Genomic DNA, 23224 nt, shown 5'->3' with positions numbered 1-23224 from the left:
AAGAGGGAAAATGAGGTTGATATAATGTTAACATTAAGTTTTCATTTTAGTTGATCTAAAGGTTTATTTTTGTCTTAACTAAATCCTCGTAAAAAAATGAGTGCTAGAATATATGTAATGACACTTTTGATTACCTGTTTCTTTGTTTTTAATGCTTTCGAGCTGGTAGCGCAAAAAATTCAAATCAACCCATATCTTCAAAATGCTGCTCCCCATGAAATGACCATCATGTGGCAGACAGACTTTGGTGAGGAAAGTGTTGTAGAGTGGGGTAAGACTCCTGAGCTTGGCAATAAAACAGAAGGAGAGGCTTTTGATGTGAATTTCAGCGAGGTAAGACTTCATGAGGTGACAGTTTCAGACTTGGAAAGGTTTACGGGATATTTTTACCGAGTCAAAACAGGAAAGGCTGTTTCAGATGTCTATCAGTTCAAGACGCCTCCTTTTGCAAGTGACCAAAAATCATTCAGCTTAGTAGCCATGAGTGATATGCAGATAGATAGCAATGAGCCTGATAAGTTTGGGGAGATAGTCAATGAGGGTATTTTGGCATATATGGATCAAGAGTTTGAAGGAAATGTTCCGGAAAACTTGGCTATGGTGCTCATTCCAGGTGACCTAGTTCAGAATGGCGCTAAATATCACCAATGGCAAGAGCATTTTTTTAATCCTGCAGAAAAGCTTTTTTCGGAAGTTCCTGTATATCCAGTTTTGGGGAACCACGAAAATCAGTCAGTCTATTACTTTAAGTATTTTAGTCTTCCTGAAAACGGAAGTCCAGAGTATGCTGAAAATTGGTGGTACAAGGATTATGGTAATACCCGAATCCTTGGGTTGAATTCCAATGTTGAAGATGGAATAGGAGGGTCAGACTATCAATTACAATGGTTGGATAAAGTGCTGGAAGAAACAGCTGGATTGGAGGAGATAGATTTTGTCTTTGCTCAAATGCACCATCCCCACAAATCTGAATTATGGATTCCAGGAGAGTCTGATTTTGCAGGAGAAGTAGTGAAGCGATTGGAAAAGTTTACGGAAGATACTGGTAAGCCAAGTATACATTTTTTTGGACACACCCACGGTTATTCTAGAGGCCAGTCCAAAGATCATAAACACCTATGGATCAATGTAGCCAGTGCTGGTGGAGCACTGGACAATTGGGGAGAGTTTGAAGGTAGGGATTATGATGAATTTACAGTGACCCAAGATGAATATGGATTTGTGATGGTGGAAGTGGATGCCAATCCATCAGACCCTAAATTTGTGGTAAAAAGAATCAGTAGAGGAAATCAGTACAAGTTTAGGGAAAATGAACAGACCGACTCCATAACAGTTTGGAAATATGATAGAAATCCCAAAAAGCCAAAACCCATAGGGCCTGTAAAGGAGGAAGTAGACCCTAGAAGGGTTAAACTGAAAGCGGGAGAGTTTGCAAGCGATAGAAAAGGAGCTTTTCATGCAGCTTCAAATTGGCAGATCAGTACCTCATCAGATTTTAAGACTTTGGTATTGGACAGTTGGAAGCAGTTTGAGAATTGGTATTATAATGAAAACCAGCAAAAAGACGACGACTTAACTGATGAGACAGTTTATAAGTTGCTTAACAAAGGGCAAGAATATTACTGGCGAGTGAGGTATAGGGACCAGAATCTAAATTGGAGTGATTGGTCAGAAGCAGCTTCGTTTAAAGTTGTTGGTGAAGAAAAGTAAATGATGAATCTAAATATTAATTGGATTGGAGGATTTCTCGAATTTTGTCAATTGAAACAGGTTTAACAATAAAACTATTGATGATTTGGTATTCGGTCGCTTTCTCCCTGTCTTTTGGGTCTATGGAACTTGAAATGATATAAACCACTACTGATGGCTCAGACAGAAGTTTGGTGAATTCATCCAGAAACTTCCATCCATTCCAAATGGGCATATTAATGTCCAATAAGATCAAATCAGGTAGGCTTTCGCCATCGGAAATGACTTGGGACAAGTTTTCATAAGCTTCTTTGCCATTTTCATAAAAAATGGTCTCAACATCGAACTTTCCAAATTCGATGATTTTTTTTAGCCCAAATGTGTAAATGGGATCATCATCGATGATACATAGGCTTTTTGTCTTTTTCATTTTTTAAGTAAATTTTGAATTTTGAGCCTTTATTTACTTCACTTTCAACTTCTATCCGTCCGCCTAAAGCTTCGATTTGACTTTTGGTAATGAATAATCCAATACCACGTGCCTCAGGATGTCTGTGAAATGTTTTGTACATCCCAAATAGTTGGGAACCATATTGTTCAAGATCTATTCCCTTCCCATTATCTTCGAATAAAATTACTTTGTATTGCATGGAATGGAAAGAGGATATTTTAATATAACTGTCTACATTTTCCGATCGGTACTTGATACCATTGGTCAGCAGATTAAGAACGATGCTGTCAATATAGGCAGGTAGGCCTAGAATTACTTCGTCAGGCTTTATTTCATTGATAATTTTAACTTGAGCAGCATCCGCGATTGCAGCTACATTTTCAATCGCCGACTTTATGGAATTAGATAATGAAATGGCTTGGAGGTTTTCTTCAAGCGTAGTCTGTATCATGGCCACTTCATTCAAGTGCTGAATGGTTTGGGCCAAGTTATTAGATGCTGTTTTTAATAGTTTATATTCTTCTTTTTCGGTTAATTTCTCATTTTCATTAGTCAGTAGGTCAATCATAAAACCTATATTGCTGGAGTGGGACCTTAGGTTATGGGAAACGATATGGGCAAAATTCTTGAGCCTGTTATTTTGTTCTTGGCTGGTTTTTAGTAAGGAATGGATTTTATTTTTTGCTTCTTTTAATTCAGAAATATCAATAATCTGGGAAACCACATATAGAATTTTTCCTTCGTTATTCCTTACAATGGAAACCGCCAAAATGATGTATATGATATGGCCATCCTTGTGGAAATACCTCTTTTCCATTTGATAATGATCCCTTTTCCCATCCATCAATTCCTGAAAAAGCACCAGGTCTGCATCCAAATCTGCAGGAAAAGTGATGTCCTGAAAGGTCAATTGTCTAAGCTCTTCTTGCGAATACCCTACTATTTCACAAAGTTTATTATTCACTTTTAGCCATTGGCCCTTTTCGTTGAGTATGGCCATGCCAATAGCGGCATGTTCAAAATTGGCCCGGAATGACTCTTCACTGATTCTCAGCTTTTCCCTTTCTTCACGTAGCTTGAGCTCATTGGTTTTTCTCAAATCAATATCCTGAACTGTTCCATAAATTTGGGTACACTTGTTTGCTGTGATTTGAGGTATTCCCACAATTTTCACCCATTTGGTTTTCTCTTTTGAAATGGAGATGGGCAATTCCAATTCATAGGATTCCCCTTTTGAGATGGCGTTTTGATAGGCATTAAGCAGGCTTGTCTTACTTTTTCCTTCTGAGAAAAAAGCAAGGGTTTCGTTTATGGTGGGAGTAAAATCTCTCTCCACCTCAAGAATCTCTTTGGTCAATGTACTCCACAATACTTTTTCTGAAATAAAATCTATTTCCCAATAGCCTATGGAAGCAGCTGAATTGCATCTCTTGAGGATCTCTTCATGTTTTTTAAGAGCGGATACCTCATTGTGCGCCCCTAATAATCTTATGGCTTTGCCATTATGGTCCCTTATCGCCATGCCGCGGCACCTGACCCATATGGTATGGCCATTTTTATGCTTGTATCTTACAATTTGATCATAAGGATGATTGGGGTCTTCGCAGTGCTTTTTGAAGTTTTCGAGTGCTACTTTGAGGTCATCTTGGTGGATGATGTCTTGCCAGGCAGAAGATTTATGAGGCATTTGTTCAGGATCGTATCCCAGGGTCGTCCAAAACTTACCGTCCATCCATTCGTTTTCAGGGTTTTCCACGTCCCAATACCATAGCCCGTCCAGAGCCGATTCTCGAATAAAATCAAAAATATGATGGTCGGATATAAGTAAATTATAAAGTTCCTTATGCAAATAATTCATTTATATAATTGTGGTTTTTGTATTTTCAATACTTCACCTGAAGATGAAAAACTGAAAACAATTCAAACTATTATAGTCCGTTTAATGTCTAAAAATTAATCGGTCAAACTCAATTTTTATTCCTTTGACTAAAGCTTAAATAGGGTTTTGTACCTAATTTAAGGGTTAATTATAGTATTACAATATACAATTTTGTTGCTTTAAGAGATGCTTTGCTTTATATAATTTTCAAAATAGTTGGAGAAACTACCGATTTTAAAAATAAAATCAGGAGATAATCTTTTAAAACCAGTCCTTCTTTTTGAAATAAATTAACATTCCAACAGCTACTATAATCATAACACCCCACATGATATAATAACTGTATTCATAATGTAATTCAGGGACTACATCGAAGTTAGTTCCATAAATGCCGGCAATAAAAGTGAGAGGGATGAAAATGACTGAAAAAATGGTCAAGAATTTCATGATATCATTCAGCTTTGAACTGATGGTGGTATGATAAATATTCAACTGATCAGATAGCATCTCTCTATAACTGTCTGAGGTATCATTGGCTTGGTTGATATTATCCTGTAATTCCCGAAAGTGGATTTCATTGTCATCATCGATAAGCTCAGAGTCTAGCTTTGTTAAAGACAAAATCATCTCTCTGGCAGGCTTGATGTTTTTCCTGATAAAATTCAATTCTCGCTTGTATGTATTGATCTCTTCAATGACATCCTTTTTGGGATTCACTAATAAGCTTTCTTCTAAAGCCTCTATTTTTTCCCCTAAAATGCCCAGAATATAGATATAATTATCAATAACAATATCCAAAAGTGCAAAAGCTAAGTAGTCGGTGCCTGAACTCCTAATTCGCTTTCTGTTTTTTCGGATACGTTCCCTGACGGGATCAAAGACATCTCCTTTTTTCTCTTGAAAAGAAATCAACATACTTTCGGTCAAAATAAGGCTTAGGTTTTCTACAGAGATTCTGTTGGTGTCAGGGTCTTGCTGCAGCATTTTAATTGAGACCAGAACACAGTTATCAAATTCTTGTACGGTAGGTCGGGCCTGTGTATCCATGACGGTGGAAAGTATCAGTTGCTCCAACTCAAAACCATCTGAAATATTTTTCATCAGGTCTGCATCGTGAAGCCCATCTACATTGAGCCAAGTAACTGTTTCTTTTTTGGAATAAGGAAAAGCTTCCGCAATGTTTTGGAGACTTTTTTCCTCTAATGCCTCGCTGTCAAAGTCAATGATGTTGAGAAGGATGTTTTCGGATTTTCGAACTCCTCTAAAGTATAAGGCGTCAGGAGACATCCCAATTTCCTGTTTTTGCTTTTTAATAAAGTTAAAAGGGTTGTGTGGTAAAGATATTTTGGGAGTTTTCATTTTTAAAAATGCGTTTTGAAGAGTCAAATGTTCGGTACAATATAAAGTTTCTTTACGTTATTCTCCAATACATAAATGTTGGGCTGTTTTTTTAGGATGATCATCCATTAATAATTTCCAGTACCAATTCCTTGGTCAAAGGCTTACCCTTGGCCCTGTTTTTTATTTCCTGAAAAGCAAACCTAAAATCACAGCCGCCTTTCCACTCGCTACACCCATAGGCTGTTTTTCCCTTGATTAGAGTCCCTTTTTTGCACTTGGGACATGCTGGCATTTTGCTTTTTGTTGTTGAAGGAGCAGCAGTGCCTTGTTCAAAAATAACTTCATTGTTTTCATTTAGTTTTAGTATTCCTTCGATTTTTTCTCCTGCTTGCTTAAAGCCTTTTAGCTTGGTGGTAGCTTTCTTTTCAATCAAGCGTTGTACTTGTTTGTCAGTTAATTTCTTTTCCATAAAGGTAAACCCAATTCGAAACTTACATCCTGTCTTCCAATGACTACAGCCATAAGCTGATTTACCTTTGATGATTTTTCCTTGGCCACATTTAGGACAGGTAACTTCCTCTAAACTTTTGGTAGCTTTCTTAGAAGCGGAGCTGTCTTTTTTTGGTATGTCTTTAAGGGCATTTTTGGGCTCTGGCACAGTAAGTTTTGGCTTTCCAGTTTCCTGACGTACCTCATGTACCAATTCAGCGACCATCTTTTTCATTTCCACGATAAATTGGACAGCACTGAATTCACCTTCTTCAATTTCCTTCAAATGCTTCTCCCACTGACCAGTAAGCTCGGCGGATTTCAGCAGTTCATTTTGAATGGTTCCGATTAGCTGGATGCCCATATCAGTGGGAACTACCAGCTTTTTCCTTCTTTCGATATATTTTCTCCGAAACAAGGTCTCAATGATGCTGGCCCTGGTGGATGGCCTTCCGATACCATTGGCTTTCATGAGGTCTCGGAGTTCTTCATCTTCCACCTGCTTGCCTGCAGTTTCCATGGCACGAAGTAGTGAAGCTTCAGTGTAATTCTTTGGCGGTTTGGTGGTTTTTTCAGTGAATGCAGGTTCATGAGGTCCATGTTCTCCTTTCTCGAAGGAAGGTAAAATACCTTCTTCCTCTTCTTCCTTATTCTCTTCATCATTGTTCCTTTTGTTGTCCTTTGGAAATAATATCCTCCAACCTTCATCAAGGATTTCTTTACCTTTTGCTTGGAAGCTCACTTTTTCCACTTCTGCGCTTACCTGAGTTTTGGCCACTTTACAGTCAGGATAAAAAACGGCCAAAAATCGTCTTACAATGATATCATATACTTTTTGCTGTGCATTGTCTAATGGTTTTTGTTCTCCAGTTGGAATGATGGCATGGTGGTCGGTTACTTTTTTGTCATTGAATACTTTAGGGGATTTTCTGAGCTTTTTATTTAACAATGGTGTGGTAAATTCAGCATAATTGCTCAGTCCTTTAAGTATACCGGGAACCTTGGGGTACATGTCATTGGGTAGAAAGGTGGTGTCTACCCTTGGATAGGTGACTGCTTTCATCTCATAAAGGCGCTGCACGATTTTCAAAGTAGTGTCGGCGGTAAAACTGAATTTGTTGTTACAATAAACTTGCAAACTGGTCAGGTCAAAGAGCTTGGGAGCATATTCTTTTCCTTCTTTTTTTTCAATCTCAGTGATGAAAAGGTCCTTTCCGGTAACTTGCGCAAGTAACTTTTCCCCGTCTTCTTTGGTGAAAAATTTACCCTCTGTACTGTTGAACTTGGTTTCACGATATAGGGTCTGCAATTCCCAATAAGGTTGGGGGGTGAAATTTTCAATCTCATGGTGTCGATTGACCAACATGGCCAGGGTAGGGGTCTGGACCCTACCAATGGACAGAACTTGTTTATACCCACCGTACTTAAGTGTATATAATCTCGTGGCATTCATTCCCAACAACCAATCACCAATGGCTCTTGAGCTACCTGCATAATACAAATTATCAAAATCTTCGGCAGGTTTTAGGCTTTCAAACCCCGCTTGTATGGCCTCCGTGGTAAGTGAAGAAATCCATAACCGCTGCACTTTTCCTTGATAGTTGGCTTGCTTGAGTACCCAGCGTTGAATCAGTTCACCTTCTTGGCCAGCATCACCACAGTTAATGACCAGATCGGCCGATTTGAAGAGTTGCTCAATGATTTTGAATTGCTTTTTGACCCCGCTGTCCTGAATGATTTTGGTTTCAAATCTCTTAGGTAGCATAGGAAGGGTGTACAAGTCCCATCTTTTCCAGCTGGACTCATAGTCTTCTGGAGGAAAAAGGGTACAAAAATGTCCGAATGTCCAGGTCACTTGATAACCATTGCCTTCAAAATATCCATCTTTTCTACTGGTGGCACCGATTACTTGGGCTATTTCTTTTGCAACGCTTGGTTTCTCCGCAATACAAACTTTCATATAGACAATTTAATCTGAGGTGATAGAAATGGTACACCTCATTTATATTATTAAAAATAGGGATGTAATAATATTAACCACAACATTTCTTAAACTTCTTCCCACTGCCACATGGACAAGGAGAATTTCGGGAAGTTTTCAAGGCTGGTGCTGGCAATGGCTCAGGAAAGCTCCCAATGACGTAAAACCATTGTCCGTCCTTTTTGGAAAAGGAGGATATTTCATGATGGATATGTGGCTTTGATAACGTATCAGTGTAGTGAGCTTTGAATTCTACCACGCCTTCAATATCACTTTCCAGCCCCTTTTGGGTAGACATAATTTCCAACTTGCTCCATTGGTTGGATGTTGACCATTCTTTAATATCACGAAGGTCGAGTTGATTTCTTACTGACGGATGCGTGGTTTGGAAAATATATTCGGCATTTCCCAAGCTATAAGCTGTATAGCGTGATCTCATCAACTTTTCAGCAGTGGTGGCAGTAAAGTTCATAATGATAGGCTCACAGCAGTTCGATAGGTCACTACCCGATCCGCAAGGACATTTGCTCATAAAGTTTGGCTTATTTTTAAATCAGTACAAAGATATCCATTGAGGTGAGGATATATAGCAGTTTCACGTGTAAAATCCTCCTGAAAGGAAGAGGAATGAGCTAAGGGAATGATTTAGCTTATGTTAATTAATCATTATGCTATGATTAATTACTGGAGATAGCCATATGAAAGGGGTAAATTTACAGTCGAATCTTAAGATCCTTGCATGTCGAATGTCCTTATTACCATAATTATCCAATGCCTAATTTCTGTCTTTCTGATTTACAATGGTAAAAACAAAAATCAGAGGGTGGTTTTTCTGCTTTTGTATCTTTTGGTGATCTCATTTGATTTTATACATGAATTATTCATTAACCAATTTTGGGATGCCCAATTATCTTCTTTGGAGGATTTACCCAGTAGTTTTCGGTTTTTAAAAGGACCCTTGCTTTATGCATTCATCACCATTAAGAGATCAAAAAAGGAGATCTTGCTTCATGCAACTCCGTTTTTTATCACTTTTGCGCTTAATATATCCATTCTGGTTATGCTGTTTTTGGGGATGGAAAGTCTGTGGATCAATGATACCTATAGTATTTTGCATCAAATCTATCCTTATTATTGGCTTGGCTATATTTTATTCTGTACATGGATTTTGTTTTTTGAATATAAAGAGGATAAGAGTGATTTGATCAAATACACAAGGTATCTACTAGGCTTTTTGCTTTTTACAGTGGGAACCATGTTGTCGGTTTATATGGTCTTCACGGAGTTTTCGAGAAATTACAAATTATTGATTAATCAAATCTATTCTCTATTTTTTTTAGTTCAGTTCGCCTTAATCTTAGTGATATATTTGAAAGGATTGGCCAAAAAGAGTGAGAAAGACAAATCTTCTATTTCCATTAATACAAATAAGGAGAAATACAGTTCTTCCACCATGTCAGTAGAGGAGATGGCCCAAATTGTCCATGCTATACAAGATGGCTTTGACAAGGACAAATTGCACCTCAATGAGGATTTGACCATCAATCAACTTGCGGCCCATGTGGATTTTTCAAGACATCAAGTAACGGAAGCGATTTCTACTGGCTTGAAAACGAATTTTTATGACCTATTAAATAGCTATAAGATCAAGACTTTTATCAATCTTTTTGAGAAAGACCCAGAGCAAAGTATAACAGATGTGTTTTATAAAAGTGGTTTTAAATCCAAGGCTACTTTTTATAAGTACTTTAAATTACATTACAATAAAAGCCCAAGAGAGTTTAAAGCAGAATTAATGAAAAGAGAAAAATCTGTTTGATGGGCTTACACTATAATGGGGAGGGTTTGGGTTTACAGTTTTAGCTGACAAAGAATTGATTACTCAAAATCGGTTGTGATCTAGCAACCGATTTTGAGTAAGGTTTAAGACTAAGCAATGCTTTCCATGACCAATTCCATGTTTAAAGCAGCTCCAGATCTGGTTCCAGCTGCAATGGCAATAGAAAGAGCCCTCTCTGGGCTTGTATTATCTCCAGCAGCATAGATTCCTGGTACACTGGTCTGTTGTTTTTCATTAATTTGGAGGTATCCGTGTTCATTGATGTTACAGCCTAGCTTTTCAGCTAAGTGGCTTGTTTGGGTGAAGGGAATCTTGGCATATAGCGTAGAAACTTCCAAAGATTCACCATTTTCAAATTCTACTTTTTCAATATGACCTGACTGGTGGGTGAGTTCATGAATGGGATGCTCTATCAATGTAATATTTCTGCTCGCCAAAACACTTTTCTGCTCAGTGCTCAATGTAGACTGGCCATTGGTGAGAAGGCTGAGTTGCTGGGTTAGGTTTTGGACCATCAAAGCAAAGTGAAAAGCTAAATCACCGTCAGCCATGACTGCAGTGGGCTGGTGCTTGTACTCATAACCATGACAATATGGACAATGCAAAACTGAAATGCCCCAGCAGTCAGAAAAGCCTTTAATGTCAGGCATGATATCTTTCACTCCAGTGGCAATGAGGAGTTTTTTAGCAGTGTATTGATCTCCACTTTCTGTACTTACGGCAAAGCCAGTCGTATTCTTTTTAGCATCTACTGCCAGGCCTTTTTGGTAATGGATAGTAGGGTATTGGAATACTTGCTTTTTGGCTTTTTCTAAAATTTCGAGTGGAGGAGTCCCGTCATGTGTGATAAAATTGTGGGATTGGGGAGTCTGCCGATTGCATGGTTGGTTGCCATCAATGATCAAAACATCTCTTAATGACCTCCCTAGGGCCATGGCCGCAGAAAGACCTGCAAAGCTTCCGCCAATTATAATGACGTCATAATGGTTGTTATTCTTCATCTACGTATAGGTTAAATAATTTTCTGTTAAAATAATGCAACATTGTTGCTTTTTTAAAGGTTCCCTGATGATGAAGAATAAATAAGTCTGAAAATGTTCGTGAAATTCAGTAGATCAAACCGCGAAAATGAAATATTTCTGCTCTGAACATTCTTTTTGTTTACAAAAGTAAAGTTTATATGAGAGGCCTTAAGAGAGTAATTGCTTTTTATTTACTATTAATTACAGTCTCATTTGCAGGAAAGTCGAAGTGATTAACTTTTGGCAATAATTCGCATGAATGTTTGGTTTTTTTTTAATGGTTTAGAAAATGTTAGTGGATATATTCAATCGCTATTTTGCTGAATTTTTCTTGGGGAGGCAAGCTGTATGGGCTATTATTGCCAGCCTATTCTTGGGAGGAGCAATAGAAGCATTTGGGCAGAATTTACCTTTAAACATGCCTGTTTATCAGGACTATCTCAGAAGACAGCAGATTTTGGATACTACAAATAGTGAGCTGAGCTTTAACATTAGACCATTCTATCTGGATAAAATTGAAGAAGGAAAGTACAAGTCCTTAATGCTTCCAGAGGATTTTTATCAGCCCAAGGAGCGTAAGTCCTTTACTTACCATATTATGCCTTTACAATTGACTCATTTATTCAATTCCAACTTTCCCTATGGCTGGGGAAATGGAGCTGGGATATCGGGAAAGGGTCAAGAGTTTTTGTTAAGTGCAGGAGTTAGGATGAAAGTCGGCCCGATGAGCATTCAATTATATCCTCAGCTTCATTATACCCAGAATTTGCCATTTGAAGAGTATCCAGAAGATGCTCCAGAGTCTTTTTTTAGAAGATTGGAAAGGTCTGCAGATGGAATCGACTTGCCAGTACGTTATGGAGATGATCCTATCAGTAAGTTTTTGTCAGGAAATTCTCATGTCAAAATTATGTTTGGAAGTTTTGCCGCTGGAGTTTCCACAGAGAATATCTGGTGGGGTCCGGCAAAAAACAATGCGCTGCTTATCGGAGACAATGCTCAGGGCTTTGCACATGCTACCATTCACAGCACCAGGCCTGTCAAAACATTTTTGGGGTCTTTTGAGGGTCAATATTTTATAGGAAGGTTGGATGGGTCTGGGTTTGGTAAGTTTAGTGATGGTGCCTATTCGAACATAATAGATGATATCGATGAAGATGACTGGAGATATTTGACTGGTATTACCATTTCCTATTCTCCCAAATGGCTGCCAGGACTTTCAGTAGGTGGAAGTAGAACATTTCAGATTTATAGAAATGATATGGGTACGGGTTTACGATCTTGGGTTCCATTGTTTTCTCCTTTACCAAAGGATGGAGAGGGTGTGCTAGAAAATGTATACAAAAGGGAGGATCAGGGATTGGAAGTATATTTCAGATGGGCAGTTCCTAAAGCACATAGTGAAGTTTATTTTGAGTTTATGAGGGCTGATCATGCTTTTAATTGGCGTGATGTAATGCTGAATCCAGAACATTCTAGAGGCTATGTAATAGGAGCAAGCAAATATATGCCAATGGGAGGAGAAACTTTTTTGGGAATCAGTTTGGAAATGACACAAACCCAAAATTCCATCAATAATATCATTAGGTGGAGAGGGGAGCCCAATCGAGGAAGAGGCTTGTATGATAATTACCAGGTTTTGCACGGATTGACAAACCGAGGTCAGGTATTAGGGGCAGGTTTAGGCACTAGTGGAAATATACAAATACTGGAGTTAAGCTGGGTGGAAGGCTTAAGTAAAGTTGCCGTCCAGCTGGAACGCTATGCAAGGGATCAAAACTTTTACCAATATGCCAACAGCAATGGAGAGGAAGTCGCCCCTTGGATAGACTTTGCTACAGGATTTAAGTTAGAAAATCGACTAGGTAACCTATTATTTCAAGGCCATTTGAGGTATGTCAAAAGCTTTAATTATAATTTCTATGCTCCTGACTTTAATGAGAAGTTGGATAGGAATGTTGGAAAATCGGTATCTAACTTTAATAGTAACATTAAGGTCGCATACATATTTTAAATAGGGAAGCAACTCTTCAATTATTGAATCAAAAGGCGTTCGATACAGGAAAATACCGTTTGTTTTACAATTTATAGTTTTATTTTATAATTGATATTTTTTTACATTTAATTTAAATTAATAGCCATTTTATTTACATATAGTTATTTAAATAATATAAAAAGTAATATAATATTTATCTTAACATTGTAATTGATAGTAAGGGAATGAGTCGAGAGTCTAGTCTCTTTGCACGTTTTAGGAACCCTTAATAACCTTTTAAGTAAGCAGGATCTCAGGTTCTGATTATTCAGTAATTACTTCAGTTTTTCACAAAAAAATATGTTTTATGAATGGTTCAATTTTACATTTAAAAGAAAGCGAGCGCAACATTGGAATAATGGATAGCCCTCGCCCTGTGGTTATTTTAGGGACCTCAAAAGATTCCAGAATTTCTAATGGTTTTACAAAGACCAATTTGATCTTGAAAAGGGCATCGGATATTTTGGTGGTCTTATTGTTTATGCTATTTGTAGGAATTTGGCTATTTCCAATTATGGCGCTATTGATTAAGTTGGACTCTGAAGGACCTGTTTTTTTTAAACAAAGAAGGCATGGTAAAAATAACAAGCTGTTTTACTGCTATAAGTTTCGGAGCATGATCGTTAATAATGAAGCTGATACCAAGCAGGCAACTAAGAATGATTCAAGAGTAACCAGGGTAGGAAAATTTATTCGAAAAACAAGTATCGATGAGCTTCCTCAGTTGATCAATGTACTAAAAGGAGAAATGTCTATAGTAGGTCCTCGTCCGCATCCGGTGCCATTAAACGAGCAGTTTTCGAACCAGATTGATGGTTTTATGACCAGGCACCTTTCCAAACCTGGTTTGACCGGCTTAGCTCAAGCAAAAGGATATAGGGGGGAAACAGCAGAATTTTTCCAAATGTATGCTAGGTATAGGATGGATATATTTTATTTAAAAAAATGGAATCCGTTTCTTGATTACAAGATTATGTGGATGACATTTATTGGCATATTGTTTCACAGAGAAAATGCTTATTAAATCTATAAAGTCAAGAGGATTGTTGATTTGATTTGGGTCCTTCAGTTATGAAGGACTTTTTTTGTAAAAACTTGTACTCCCGCAAAGATAAATGTCTAATTTTCGATGAGTTTTTAATGAAAAAGAAAGGGAGTAATGAATAAAATTTGATCAATCAGAAAAAACATTAATGAAATATCTAGTAACAGGAACAGCTGGTTTTATCGGGTTTCATGTGGCCAAAAAATTATTGGAAAGAGGGGATGAGGTAGTGGGTGTAGATTCAGTTAATGATTATTATGACGTTAATCTAAAGTATGAACGTCTCAAAGTATCAGGGATCAACAAAGAAGAAATTGAATGGAATAAATTGGTTCAGTCCAGTGCATTTGCCGCTTATACTTTTATAAAGTTGGATTTATCGGACAAAGATGCTTTGATGAACCTGATGGCTGAGTCATCCGTGGATGTGGTCATTCATTTGGCTGCGCAGGCGGGGGTAAGGTTTTCTTTGGAATGTCCAGATGCCTACATCCAAGCAAATATTCAGGGATTTTTGAATATACTTGAAATTTGCAGGCATCATCCTGTGAAGCATTTGGTTTATGCTTCTTCCAGCTCAGTATATGGGGCAAACAAGAACATGCCTTTTTCTACGGAACATGCAGTGGATCATCCTGTAAGCCTTTATGCTGCCACAAAAAAATCCAATGAACTGATGGCGCATACTTATAGTCATCTGTTCAATATTCCTACCACTGGATTGCGGTTTTTTACAGTTTACGGTCCATGGGGTAGACCTGATATGGCCATGTTTCTTTTTGCAGAGGCCATCAGGAATGGGAAGCCTGTTAAGGTATTTAATCATGGTCAGATGGAACGGGACTTTACTTATATCGATGATATTGTAGAGGGAGTGCTGCGGGTGACTGATCGTCCAGCTACTGCCGATCCAAATTGGAATAGTGATCCCAAGACCAGCAGCTCTTACGTTCCTTACAAGGTGTACAATATAGGAAATTCCAAGCCAGTGAAACTATTGGATTATATTACAGAACTTGAAAAGGCAATGGGTAAAGATGCCGAAAAGATCATGATGCCCATGCAAGCTGGTGATGTAGTGTCGACCTATGCGGATGTTTCAGATTTATCACAGGATACAGGTTATTTTCCTAACACCCCTCTGAAAGCCGGTGTAGAAAAGTTTGTGGAGTGGTACAAGATGTATTATAAGATGGAAAATGTAATTGCTGATAACAATTAGGTAGCATAAAATTGAATAAAAAGGGGGCATAAATTTTACTTTATGGCCCCCTTTTTATTCAATTTACGGAGAGTATTTTTCGGTCTTCTAGAATTCCTTTTAATTTTTTCAAAAATCCTCTTCTCATGGGGATGATATGTTGTCCCACGGTTAATTCTTTAGCATTGAAAGAATGAATATGGTTGATGTTGATCGTGAATGATTTGTGAATTCTCAAAAAGGAGTCATGAGGAAGCTTTTCCGTGACATCTTTTAATATATCTCTGATGGTGTAGGGCTTGGACAAGGTGTGCACTTTGGTGTAAAGACCATCAGCTTCCAAAAAAGTGATTTCCTCTACAGGTACTGGTACCATAAAACCTTTGTCCCTGATTTTTAGTGTATGCTGCTTTGGTTTAAAGTTTGGTGTTTCAATATTTTTGAATGCAAGATAAAGGCAGGTTTTTAGGGTTTCAATATGAAATGGTTTCAATAAATACCCCTCATAAATAACTTTTGATATCCTGTCAAGGATCATTTTATCAGAATAGGCCGTTAAAAATATTATGGGAATAGGTGAAGTTTCCTTGATCTTTTTTGCCAAGTCAATACCATCCATTTCTCCATCAATCAGAATATCCATAAGGATAAGATCAGGCTGAGAGCGTTTAAGATAGTCCAAAACCATGTCTCCATCAGATATAATGGCGGACACCTTGTATCCAATAACCGAAAGAATCTCTTCCAGGTTTTCGGCTAAGTCCAATTCGTCTTCAACAATTAAAATTTTCTTCATAATGATGGTGTGGTCTTTATAGTGTGGTTAGATGAATTCAGTGCATCGATAAGGCTGTAAAAGAACATTTGCAATAGACAAATAGCTTATGCAGCATCAACGAATCAGTTGAATCTTATAGTTGGTACAAAGTTTACATCGGAGAGATGTACCGATTAATCAATCAGGTTATTTGCTTGGGTGAATTGGTAGCTTAACTTTAAAATAATAGCTCATTCTATTTTAAAATGACTGAAAAAGCTGAGAGTGTGTATTAATCCTCAAAGTGGGTAAGTGTTCCACAAATTGAGGATGCTTGCTAGCAATTTTTAGGTAAAGAAATAAAATGACTTTTTGTTAAAAGATGTGGCTTAAATAATGGATCAATGGAGTTGGTTTTAGTGTTCATAGTGTGGTTTAGTTTAAATCAATTATTAAGTGTCACTTAATTATTATTATAAAATAAAGTTTAAATATTTGAAAATGTGATTATTCGTAAATATTATGTGGCTAAATGTAAATTAATTGTATCAGTGACTGCGCTTTATTTTTTGTGTTAAGTGATTGGCAATTAATGGGTGTATTTTATGTTTTATTGTCGTTAAATAGTTCGATTTTATAAATGAACTGCAAAATTTGTACCCTTAATTCATGCTTTTTTCAATTACCGATGATGTAAAAAATATGAATGCCAGAAAATTGGCATGGAATACCTATTTTAGTGATTCAAAGGAGAAGGGTTCTTGTTTTAATTGATTGATTTTGAGCGGAAAATAAAAAGTTTGGCTTTTAGTAGAAGAGATAAGCTAATGAAATCCAAAGAAAAATGGCGTTTAGAACAATAAAGTGGCTTTGATCATTCATTAAAATAATATATGTTGGTACATATAAAGTAGAGACCTGAATAAATTTATTGATAATATTTAAATGATAGATTTTTCGATTCAGTGTTGCATCACAAAAGTTGGGATCTCTTTTCATCATATTGAAATTAAAATCAATTAATCTGTGAAGAATAGTAGAGGAATTTTCGAAATAGTTTCAGAGATCATAAGGCAATTATATCAGTCCAGTGATAAAATTCAACTCAGTGATGTTTTTGCGCATCTTATCGTCAATGAAGTGACAGATCAGGTTTTTTTGGTCCAACAGGTGATCCATAAAGAATCTGAGAGAGGAAATGCAATTTCATATTTCAAGGATCCAAAGCGAACAGAAGAGAAGTTGATTGATTTTAACGCTTTGGAGGCTTTAGCAGACCAAGGACGTTATGTGAATTCAGAAATTGAGAATATAAACTCCATCCTCGGAGATTCAGTTCAGAGCCATCCGCCGTTGCAATTTTTGCTGATTTTACCTTTCTCAGTAGAAGGAAAAAAATGGATCCTATTGCTTGGAAAAGAGGAGAGAAATGGAGGGTTTCACAAGGAAGAAGTAGTCGCTCTACAGGTTTTACTGAGTACATTAAGTAGCAGAAAGGATTTATTTATGGGCAGAGATGCCACTTGCACCACCGCTAATCAGTCATCAGATGATCTTTGTCCTGCAAAGAATGGAGAGGATTTGCTCAATGGTTTTCCTTCTCCTTCATTTTGGGTTTCTCTGGAAAACAAACAGGTAGTTTATGCAAATAAAGGCTTTCTGGAAGCTTATACTTTGGATGGCTCTCAGAAAAAACCGATCGATGAACTCATACATCTTCCGGACAAGGGGCTAAGCTTTTATGATTTGATCGGTCAGCAAGACCAAGTAAAAAATTTGGAGGCAAAAGTTTGGAATGAACAACATGGTAGATTTAGATGGTGTAGCCTGTATGCTGGTAAATTGGATATTTTGGGAGAAAAGGGAGTAGCCGTTACTGTTCATGATATTCAAAAGCGCAAAGATGTGGAAAAAAGAGCGATAAAGCTGAACCAATTATTAAAAGCAGTCAATGAAACCCAAATCAGTTTTTTTGTAAAGGATAATTTTCACAACACTTTAAGAAAACTACTTGATGCGATCGTTAAGATCACTGGAAGTGAATACGGCTTTATTGGAGAGGTTTTTAAGGATGAAAATGGCGATCCATATTTGAAGACGCATGTCGTGTCAGAAATCGCATGGTCTAATGAAATGCTTAAACGTTTTGGGAACAAATACCACAAGGGTTTAGATTTTAGGAATCTGGACACACTTTTTGGAGAATGTCTTAAAACGGGTGAATTGGTGATGGCCAATGAGGTGAAGAAAGACCCTAGAAGTGGCGGAATTCCTATGGGACATATATATATGAATAGATTTCTGGGTATTCCTGTATATAAAGATGGGGAGATGGTTGGTTTGATGGGCTTTGCCAACCGAAAGGAGCCTTATGACATGGAGGATGTAAATTTCCTCCGACCCATTATAGAAGGATATGGAAGTTTTATTAAAGCGATAAGGTACACGCGGCAAAAGTATAAATCGGATTTGCTTAGGGAAGAATCAGAAACGATGTATGAAATCCTTTCTGAAAATACTGGTGATATTTTGATGCTCTGTTCTCCTGATTTGAAGGTAACATATGTATCTCCTTCTGTAGAGAAGGTTATAGGATATCAACCCGATGATATTGTGGGATCTATGCTTTGGGAGTTCTTTGATTTTGAAAAAGATACATTCCAAGAAGTAGGGGTGGAGAAAGTGCTGAAAGTTAAACATAAAGATGGCAGAAGGACTGTGATCCTTGAGTTTACACTTAAAGACATGGGATATGCCGGTACCATGGTAGGGTTTTTAGGGGCCTTTAGAAATGTCACTGAAAGGGAAACCGCTTTGATGTCTCTCCGAAAAAACCTGAACAAAGAAAGGGAGTTGAGTCAACTTAAATCCCGTTTTATTCGAATGACTTCACACGAATTAAGAACTCCATTGACTACGCTTTTGAGCAGTGCTGAGCTTTTGGGGGTGATGATTGATGGATTCGAGAATGACCAGCCTATCAAGCACCGTATGCAGAATCATACCCAGAAAATGAGCAATCAGATCAATAGGTTGATCAAGGTGATTAACGATATTTTGATTTTGGAGAAAAATACTGCTGGAAAAGATCAAATCAATAAAGAAACCCTATTGATCAAAAGCTATTTAAAGGGACTCGTAGATAATCTCTGCAGGAGTGATGACAATAAAATCCACATCGTTCTTGAGTTTCCCAATGAAGATAGGGAAGTTTACTCAGATCCGGTTTGGTTGGATTATATCGTTAGGAATATATTGGAAAATGCCATAAAATATTCCAAAAATACCGAAGAAGACCCTGTTCTTAGTCTGCATTACGAAGAAGATACTTTTAAGATTCAGGTTCGAGATTTTGGGATCGGCATTCCCTTGGAAGACCAGAAGTACATTTTTGGTTCATTTTTTAGGGCGAAAAACGCTTCCAATATCAGGGGGGCGGGATTAGGATTGAACATCGTCAAGGAGTTTGTGGATCGATTAGGGGGGGAGATCAGCTTTACGAGTTGTGAAAAGGACGGGACTTTGTTTACAGTAGATCTTCCTTATGGAAATGCCTTGAAATTAGGCGAAGAAAATAAATTGAGATCATTAAATTAATAGGAAGATTGTTCTTCTAAATAATGGGATGTCAATAATTGGTATCCTTTATTTTTATTTTGATAATTTTCCACCTCTATTAGTGGCGAATACTTAAAAATTGCACTTCATTATTGTGCGATCATTTTTTTGTTGATTGTTTTTGTAAATAAAGTATAATTTTTCAACCCTGTTTTTCAAAAGAAAGTGCTTTTTAAAATGTATTAAGTTTAAAATAGGGGTTTTAAGCCCTTTTTTTTGCGTTTCAGATATTCCTAGGATTATTAAAAAAACAAGTTGTAAGCTCAAATACCTTTGATTTACAAAATAAATCATATGCTTTTTAAAATTTCACTTTTTGAATCTTTAGTTCCAATTTCCTTTCTCAATAAGCCCATAATCATCACCAATTGACAATTTCTTTGACGATTTCACCATGTGAGATTTTACCACAATTCCTCACCATCGGCAAAGTGATTATGAGAATAGCCATGACTCAAACTTTATCAAACTAATAGTCTACCAACTACCATGAACAAAACCTTTAGATTTTATACTGTCCTATCAGTATTGATTTTTTGTTTAGGAGCATTCTCTTGCGTGCCTAACAAGAAATTAATTTACCTACAGAATTTGGAGGACCATGAAGCCATTCCTGAAGAATCAATGATCCGCTACGAGCAACCAGAGTATAGACTTCAGTACAATGATATCATAGATATTCAAGTAATGACTTCAGATGATATCATAGAATCAGGATTTAACAACAGTTCATCGAGTTCTCAAAGCAGTATGATGATGGGACAAATTGCCTCTTCAGGTGGAGATATTTACTATATGTCTGGCTATTCGGTAGATGTATCAGGAAATGTCAGAATTCCCATTATTGGAGAAATAAATGTCATGAACCTGACCGTAGAGGATGTCAGGAAAAAACTTGAAGTCAAATTACAGGATTATTTATCAGGAGAGTTTTATGTCCGCGTTAAGTTAGGAGGGATTCGCTTTTCGGCTCTAGGAGAATTTAGGCATCCAGGGAAATATGTGGTGCTTCAGGATAGAATGACCATTCTGGAAGCTGTTGCACAGGCAGGGGACTTAAGTACTGTTGCCAAAAGGGACGAGATTCTTCTCATCAGGCAATATCCTGAGGGTAGCAAACTGCATCGCATCAACCTTACGGATAGACATTTAATCGAATCACCATTCTATTTTATTCAGCCAAATGATCAGCTGTATGCTGAACCGATGAAAGTACGTGAATTGGGATCTGGAGTGAATGCTACCCAAACATTGACCTTGATCACGACCTCTATTACAGCCTTAGCTTTAGTACTTAATCTTTTTAATTAATAAGCGATTATGAAAGCGAAAAATACGGCCTTAAACCAACTGCCAGAACTTACACAGGAAGAAGAAGTAGATGTGAAAACAATGCTCTTCAATTATTTTCGTCATTGGAAAGTGATTGCTGCCTGTGTGCTTTCCGCTTTGATCATTGCTTATTTATTCAGTAAGATGATGTTGCCGGTGTATAAAATTTCGGGTTCAGTCCTGGTGGCTGATGAGTCAAATTCATTAGGGACGGATATTTTCGAAAGCGCAGGAATTTTACAACCCAAAAGTAACATTGAAAATGAAATAGGGATTCTGACTTCCTATGCATTGACTGAGCAAGTTGTGGAGGATTTAAAGCTTAACACGGCTTATTATGAAGATGGTGTAATTCGTAAAATTCCCAAATATGGAAAGATCCCTTTTGAAATTACTGCTGATTGGGATACTCAGCAATTGGTTGGTGGAATGTTCAAAATTGAGGTAATCAGTAACAAAGAATTTGAGCTCAGTATCGATGACGATGGGTTTTTAATTTTCAATCCTGAAGACCCATATTTTAAATCAGAGGTGGAGGAAGAACTTTTAGGTATAGTGGGAGTACATCAGTTCGGGGAAGAAATTAGTGGGCCGTATTTTGACTTCAAAGTCAATAATATAGCCGCAGAGGAAGGTGATCAGATGTATTTTAAATTTGCTGACACGCATTCCCAAGTCCTGAAATTCCAAAAAAACATAGATGTGGCGCCGGCCAATAAGATGGCCAGCATTTTACTGATCAACATGGAAACTCCCGTAAGAAAGTTGGGAGAGGATTATATCAACAAGTTGATGGAACTGTATCTTCAACGAGAGCTGAAAGAAAAAAATAAGGCCACCGCAAACACCCTTACATTTATTGACAATCAGCTGAATGGCATCACTGATTCTTTGACCTATTTTGAAAACAGACTTCAGGAATATAGGAGCCAAAATCAGGTCTTTAATCTAAGTGAAGAAGGGGTGATGATTTTTGAGCGGCTTCAAGATTATGAGAAGAAGCGCAGTGAAATCGAACTTCAGCTCAATTATTATGAAACTTTAAGGGAATACCTATTGGGCGATAATCCTGAAGGACTAGTGGCTCCTTCTATTGTTGGGAACACCGACCCGCTATTGAATTCTTTGGTGATCAAACTCTCAGAATTGCAGACGGAAAGGATTCGATTGGAAGCCAGCTATTCTAAAGATACTCCCGCTATTCAGCAGATCAAAAACCAAATAGAGAGCACTCAAAAATCTGTTCTGGAAAACACCAAGTCTGCCATTCATAATACGGAGAATTCGTTGGAAGAAATTCAAAGTAGAATTGATAAAGTGGAGTGGGAAATCAACTCTCTTCCTGAAACAGAAAGAAATCTACTGGGGATTCAGCGGAAGTTCTCTGTCAATGAAAATATTTATCTCTATCTGTTGCAGAAAAGAGCAGAGTCCCAAATTGTGTTGGCTTCCAATACGCCAAAGAATTCCATTTTGGATTTGGCCAGGGCTGCAGAGAAACCTGTGGCACCCAAAACGAAGATCAACCTGGTCATAGGCTTATTTTTAGGATTGTTTTTGCCAATCGGAGTCATCTTCGTAAGAGGGTTCCTAAACAACAAGATTGAAGACCCGAAAGAACTGGAAGATCAACTAAATGTGCCTCTCATCAGTCTGGTGGGAAGAAACCCTATTAAGGAAGCGGGAGCATTGACGGTGATGAATAAACCTAAGTCTACTATTTCCGAAAGCTTCAGAAGTTTGCGAGCAGACATGACGTTTTTAAGTCCTGGAACGGATAAGCTGACCATATTATTTACCTCATCTATTTCAGGAGAAGGAAAGACTTTTTGTTCCATCAACATGGCATCTGTCTATGCCCTGATGGGCAAAAAGACAGTTCTTATTGGGCTTGATCTCCGAAAACCAAAAATTGCTGAGGAATTTGGACTGATCAACGACCGTGGAATCAGCACCTGTCTCAGTGTTGGAAAACCATGGGAAGACGTGGTAAAGCCTTCGGGCTTTGCGAACCTGGATATTATATTATCAGGTCCTGTTCCTCCAAATCCTGCTGAACTTTTGGCACAAGCCCAATTTAAGGAAATGATCAAGGACATCAAGTCCAGCTATGATGTGATTATTCTTGATTGTGCGCCTGTAGGGTTGGTTTCAGAAACTAAAGAATTATTCCAGTTGGCGGACATCAACATTTTTGTCTTCAGGCAAAATTATTCTCCAAAAGCCAATATCAAAATTCTAAATGGATTGATAGAAAAAGGAGGTGTGCAGAAGATATATTCTTTGTTCAATGATGTCCATTTGGATATAGGGGACTATGGATATTCTTATGGCTACGGCTATAACGGCAATGGATATGGTTACCATGAAGAGGTCAAAAAGGAAGCCAGTTGGCTAGGCAAACTGGCAGGGAAGAAGTAAATGAATTTGGCCTAATGGCAATGGATGTGTTCAAATTCCTTGGGGTAAATACCAACCATTTTCTACAGTGATTGATACAATTTTCTCAAAATAACCCAATGATTTACGTTGAATTATGCAGGA

General features: G+C 37.6%; 15 protein-coding genes. 8 read left to right on the top strand and 7 right to left on the bottom strand.

The features are described from left to right. Positions 1-96 precede the first annotated feature (96 nt). The gene (locus IFO69_RS19350; RefSeq protein ID WP_192011793.1) at positions 97-1710 is read left to right on the top strand and encodes a fibronectin type III domain-containing protein; all 1614 of its coding nucleotides are present in this window, start codon (positions 97-99) and stop codon (positions 1708-1710) included. Between the two features lie 16 nt (positions 1711-1726). On the opposite strand, the gene IFO69_RS19345 is transcribed toward IFO69_RS19350, so the two are convergent. The 5 genes from IFO69_RS19345 to IFO69_RS19325 form a co-directional block, all read right to left on the bottom strand. Further along, complete coding sequence (locus IFO69_RS19345) at positions 1727-2119, bottom strand: response regulator (protein WP_192011792.1); 393 nt, start codon at positions 2117-2119, stop codon at positions 1727-1729. Further along, complete coding sequence (locus IFO69_RS19340; RefSeq protein WP_192011791.1) at positions 2085-3998, bottom strand: PAS domain-containing sensor histidine kinase; 1914 nt, start codon at positions 3996-3998, stop codon at positions 2085-2087. Before IFO69_RS19340 ends, IFO69_RS19345 begins: the two co-directional genes overlap by 35 nt. Positions 3999-4280: 282 nt before the next feature. Further along, the gene (gene corA, locus IFO69_RS19335) at positions 4281-5378 is read right to left on the bottom strand and encodes a magnesium/cobalt transporter CorA (RefSeq protein WP_192011790.1); all 1098 of its coding nucleotides are present in this window, start codon (positions 5376-5378) and stop codon (positions 4281-4283) included. A gap of 100 nt (positions 5379-5478) precedes the next feature. Then, on the bottom strand, positions 5479-7809 hold the full coding sequence (locus IFO69_RS19330; RefSeq protein ID WP_192011789.1) for a type IA DNA topoisomerase: 2331 nt from the start codon (positions 7807-7809) through the stop codon (positions 5479-5481). Between the two features lie 73 nt (positions 7810-7882). After that, the gene (locus IFO69_RS19325; RefSeq protein ID WP_192011788.1) at positions 7883-8362 is read right to left on the bottom strand and encodes a YchJ family protein; all 480 of its coding nucleotides are present in this window, start codon (positions 8360-8362) and stop codon (positions 7883-7885) included. 207 nt (positions 8363-8569) lie between these two features. Here IFO69_RS19325 and IFO69_RS19320 point away from each other — a divergent pair, with 207 nt between their 5' ends. After that, positions 8570-9649 carry a helix-turn-helix domain-containing protein gene (locus IFO69_RS19320; protein ID WP_192011787.1) on the top strand — a complete coding sequence of 360 codons (1080 nt, stop codon included), beginning with the start codon at positions 8570-8572 and terminating at the stop codon, positions 9647-9649. Positions 9650-9759: 110 nt separating this feature from the next. Here the strand turns inward: IFO69_RS19320 and IFO69_RS19315 are convergent, their stop codons facing one another. Beyond that, positions 9760-10671 (bottom strand): NAD(P)/FAD-dependent oxidoreductase, encoded by a 912-nt coding sequence (locus IFO69_RS19315; RefSeq protein ID WP_192011786.1) that lies wholly within the window; start codon positions 10669-10671, stop codon positions 9760-9762. 310 nt (positions 10672-10981) lie between these two features. On the opposite strand from IFO69_RS19315, the gene IFO69_RS19310 reads away from it, so the two are divergent. The 3 genes from IFO69_RS19310 to IFO69_RS19300 all read left to right on the top strand — a co-directional run bounded on the left by IFO69_RS19310 (position 10982) and on the right by IFO69_RS19300 (position 14994). Continuing rightward, complete coding sequence (locus IFO69_RS19310) at positions 10982-12706, top strand: capsule assembly Wzi family protein (protein ID WP_192011785.1); 1725 nt, start codon at positions 10982-10984, stop codon at positions 12704-12706. 328 nt (positions 12707-13034) lie between these two features. Further along, entirely contained in the window at positions 13035-13751 is a 717-nt protein-coding gene (locus IFO69_RS19305; protein ID WP_192011784.1) for a sugar transferase, read from the top strand. Between the two features lie 169 nt (positions 13752-13920). After that, the gene (locus tag IFO69_RS19300; protein ID WP_192011783.1) at positions 13921-14994 is read left to right on the top strand and encodes an NAD-dependent epimerase; all 1074 of its coding nucleotides are present in this window, start codon (positions 13921-13923) and stop codon (positions 14992-14994) included. A 58-nt stretch (positions 14995-15052) separates the two neighbouring features. On the opposite strand, the gene IFO69_RS19295 is transcribed toward IFO69_RS19300, so the two are convergent. Next, a complete protein-coding gene (locus tag IFO69_RS19295; protein WP_192011782.1) occupies positions 15053-15769 on the bottom strand; it encodes a LytR/AlgR family response regulator transcription factor in 717 nt (238 codons plus the stop codon). A 987-nt stretch (positions 15770-16756) separates the two neighbouring features. Here IFO69_RS19295 and IFO69_RS19290 point away from each other — a divergent pair. From IFO69_RS19290 to IFO69_RS19280, 3 genes are all read left to right on the top strand, one after another. Further along, entirely contained in the window at positions 16757-19327 is a 2571-nt protein-coding gene (locus IFO69_RS19290) for an ATP-binding protein (RefSeq protein WP_192011781.1), read from the top strand. Positions 19328-19837: 510 nt separating this feature from the next. Then, positions 19838-20659, top strand: coding sequence for a polysaccharide biosynthesis/export family protein (locus tag IFO69_RS19285; protein ID WP_192011780.1), 822 nt, complete (start codon positions 19838-19840; stop codon positions 20657-20659). A 9-nt stretch (positions 20660-20668) separates the two neighbouring features. After that, complete coding sequence (locus IFO69_RS19280) at positions 20669-23101, top strand: GumC family protein (RefSeq protein ID WP_192011779.1); 2433 nt, start codon at positions 20669-20671, stop codon at positions 23099-23101. Positions 23102-23224 lie beyond the last annotated feature (123 nt).

It is taken from the genome of Echinicola arenosa, assembly GCF_014841125.1.
GTDB lineage: Bacteria > Bacteroidota > Bacteroidia > Cytophagales > Cyclobacteriaceae > Echinicola > Echinicola arenosa.
The sequence above is the reverse complement of the archived record's forward strand: the minus strand, read 5'-3'. Positions and strand labels throughout refer to the sequence as shown.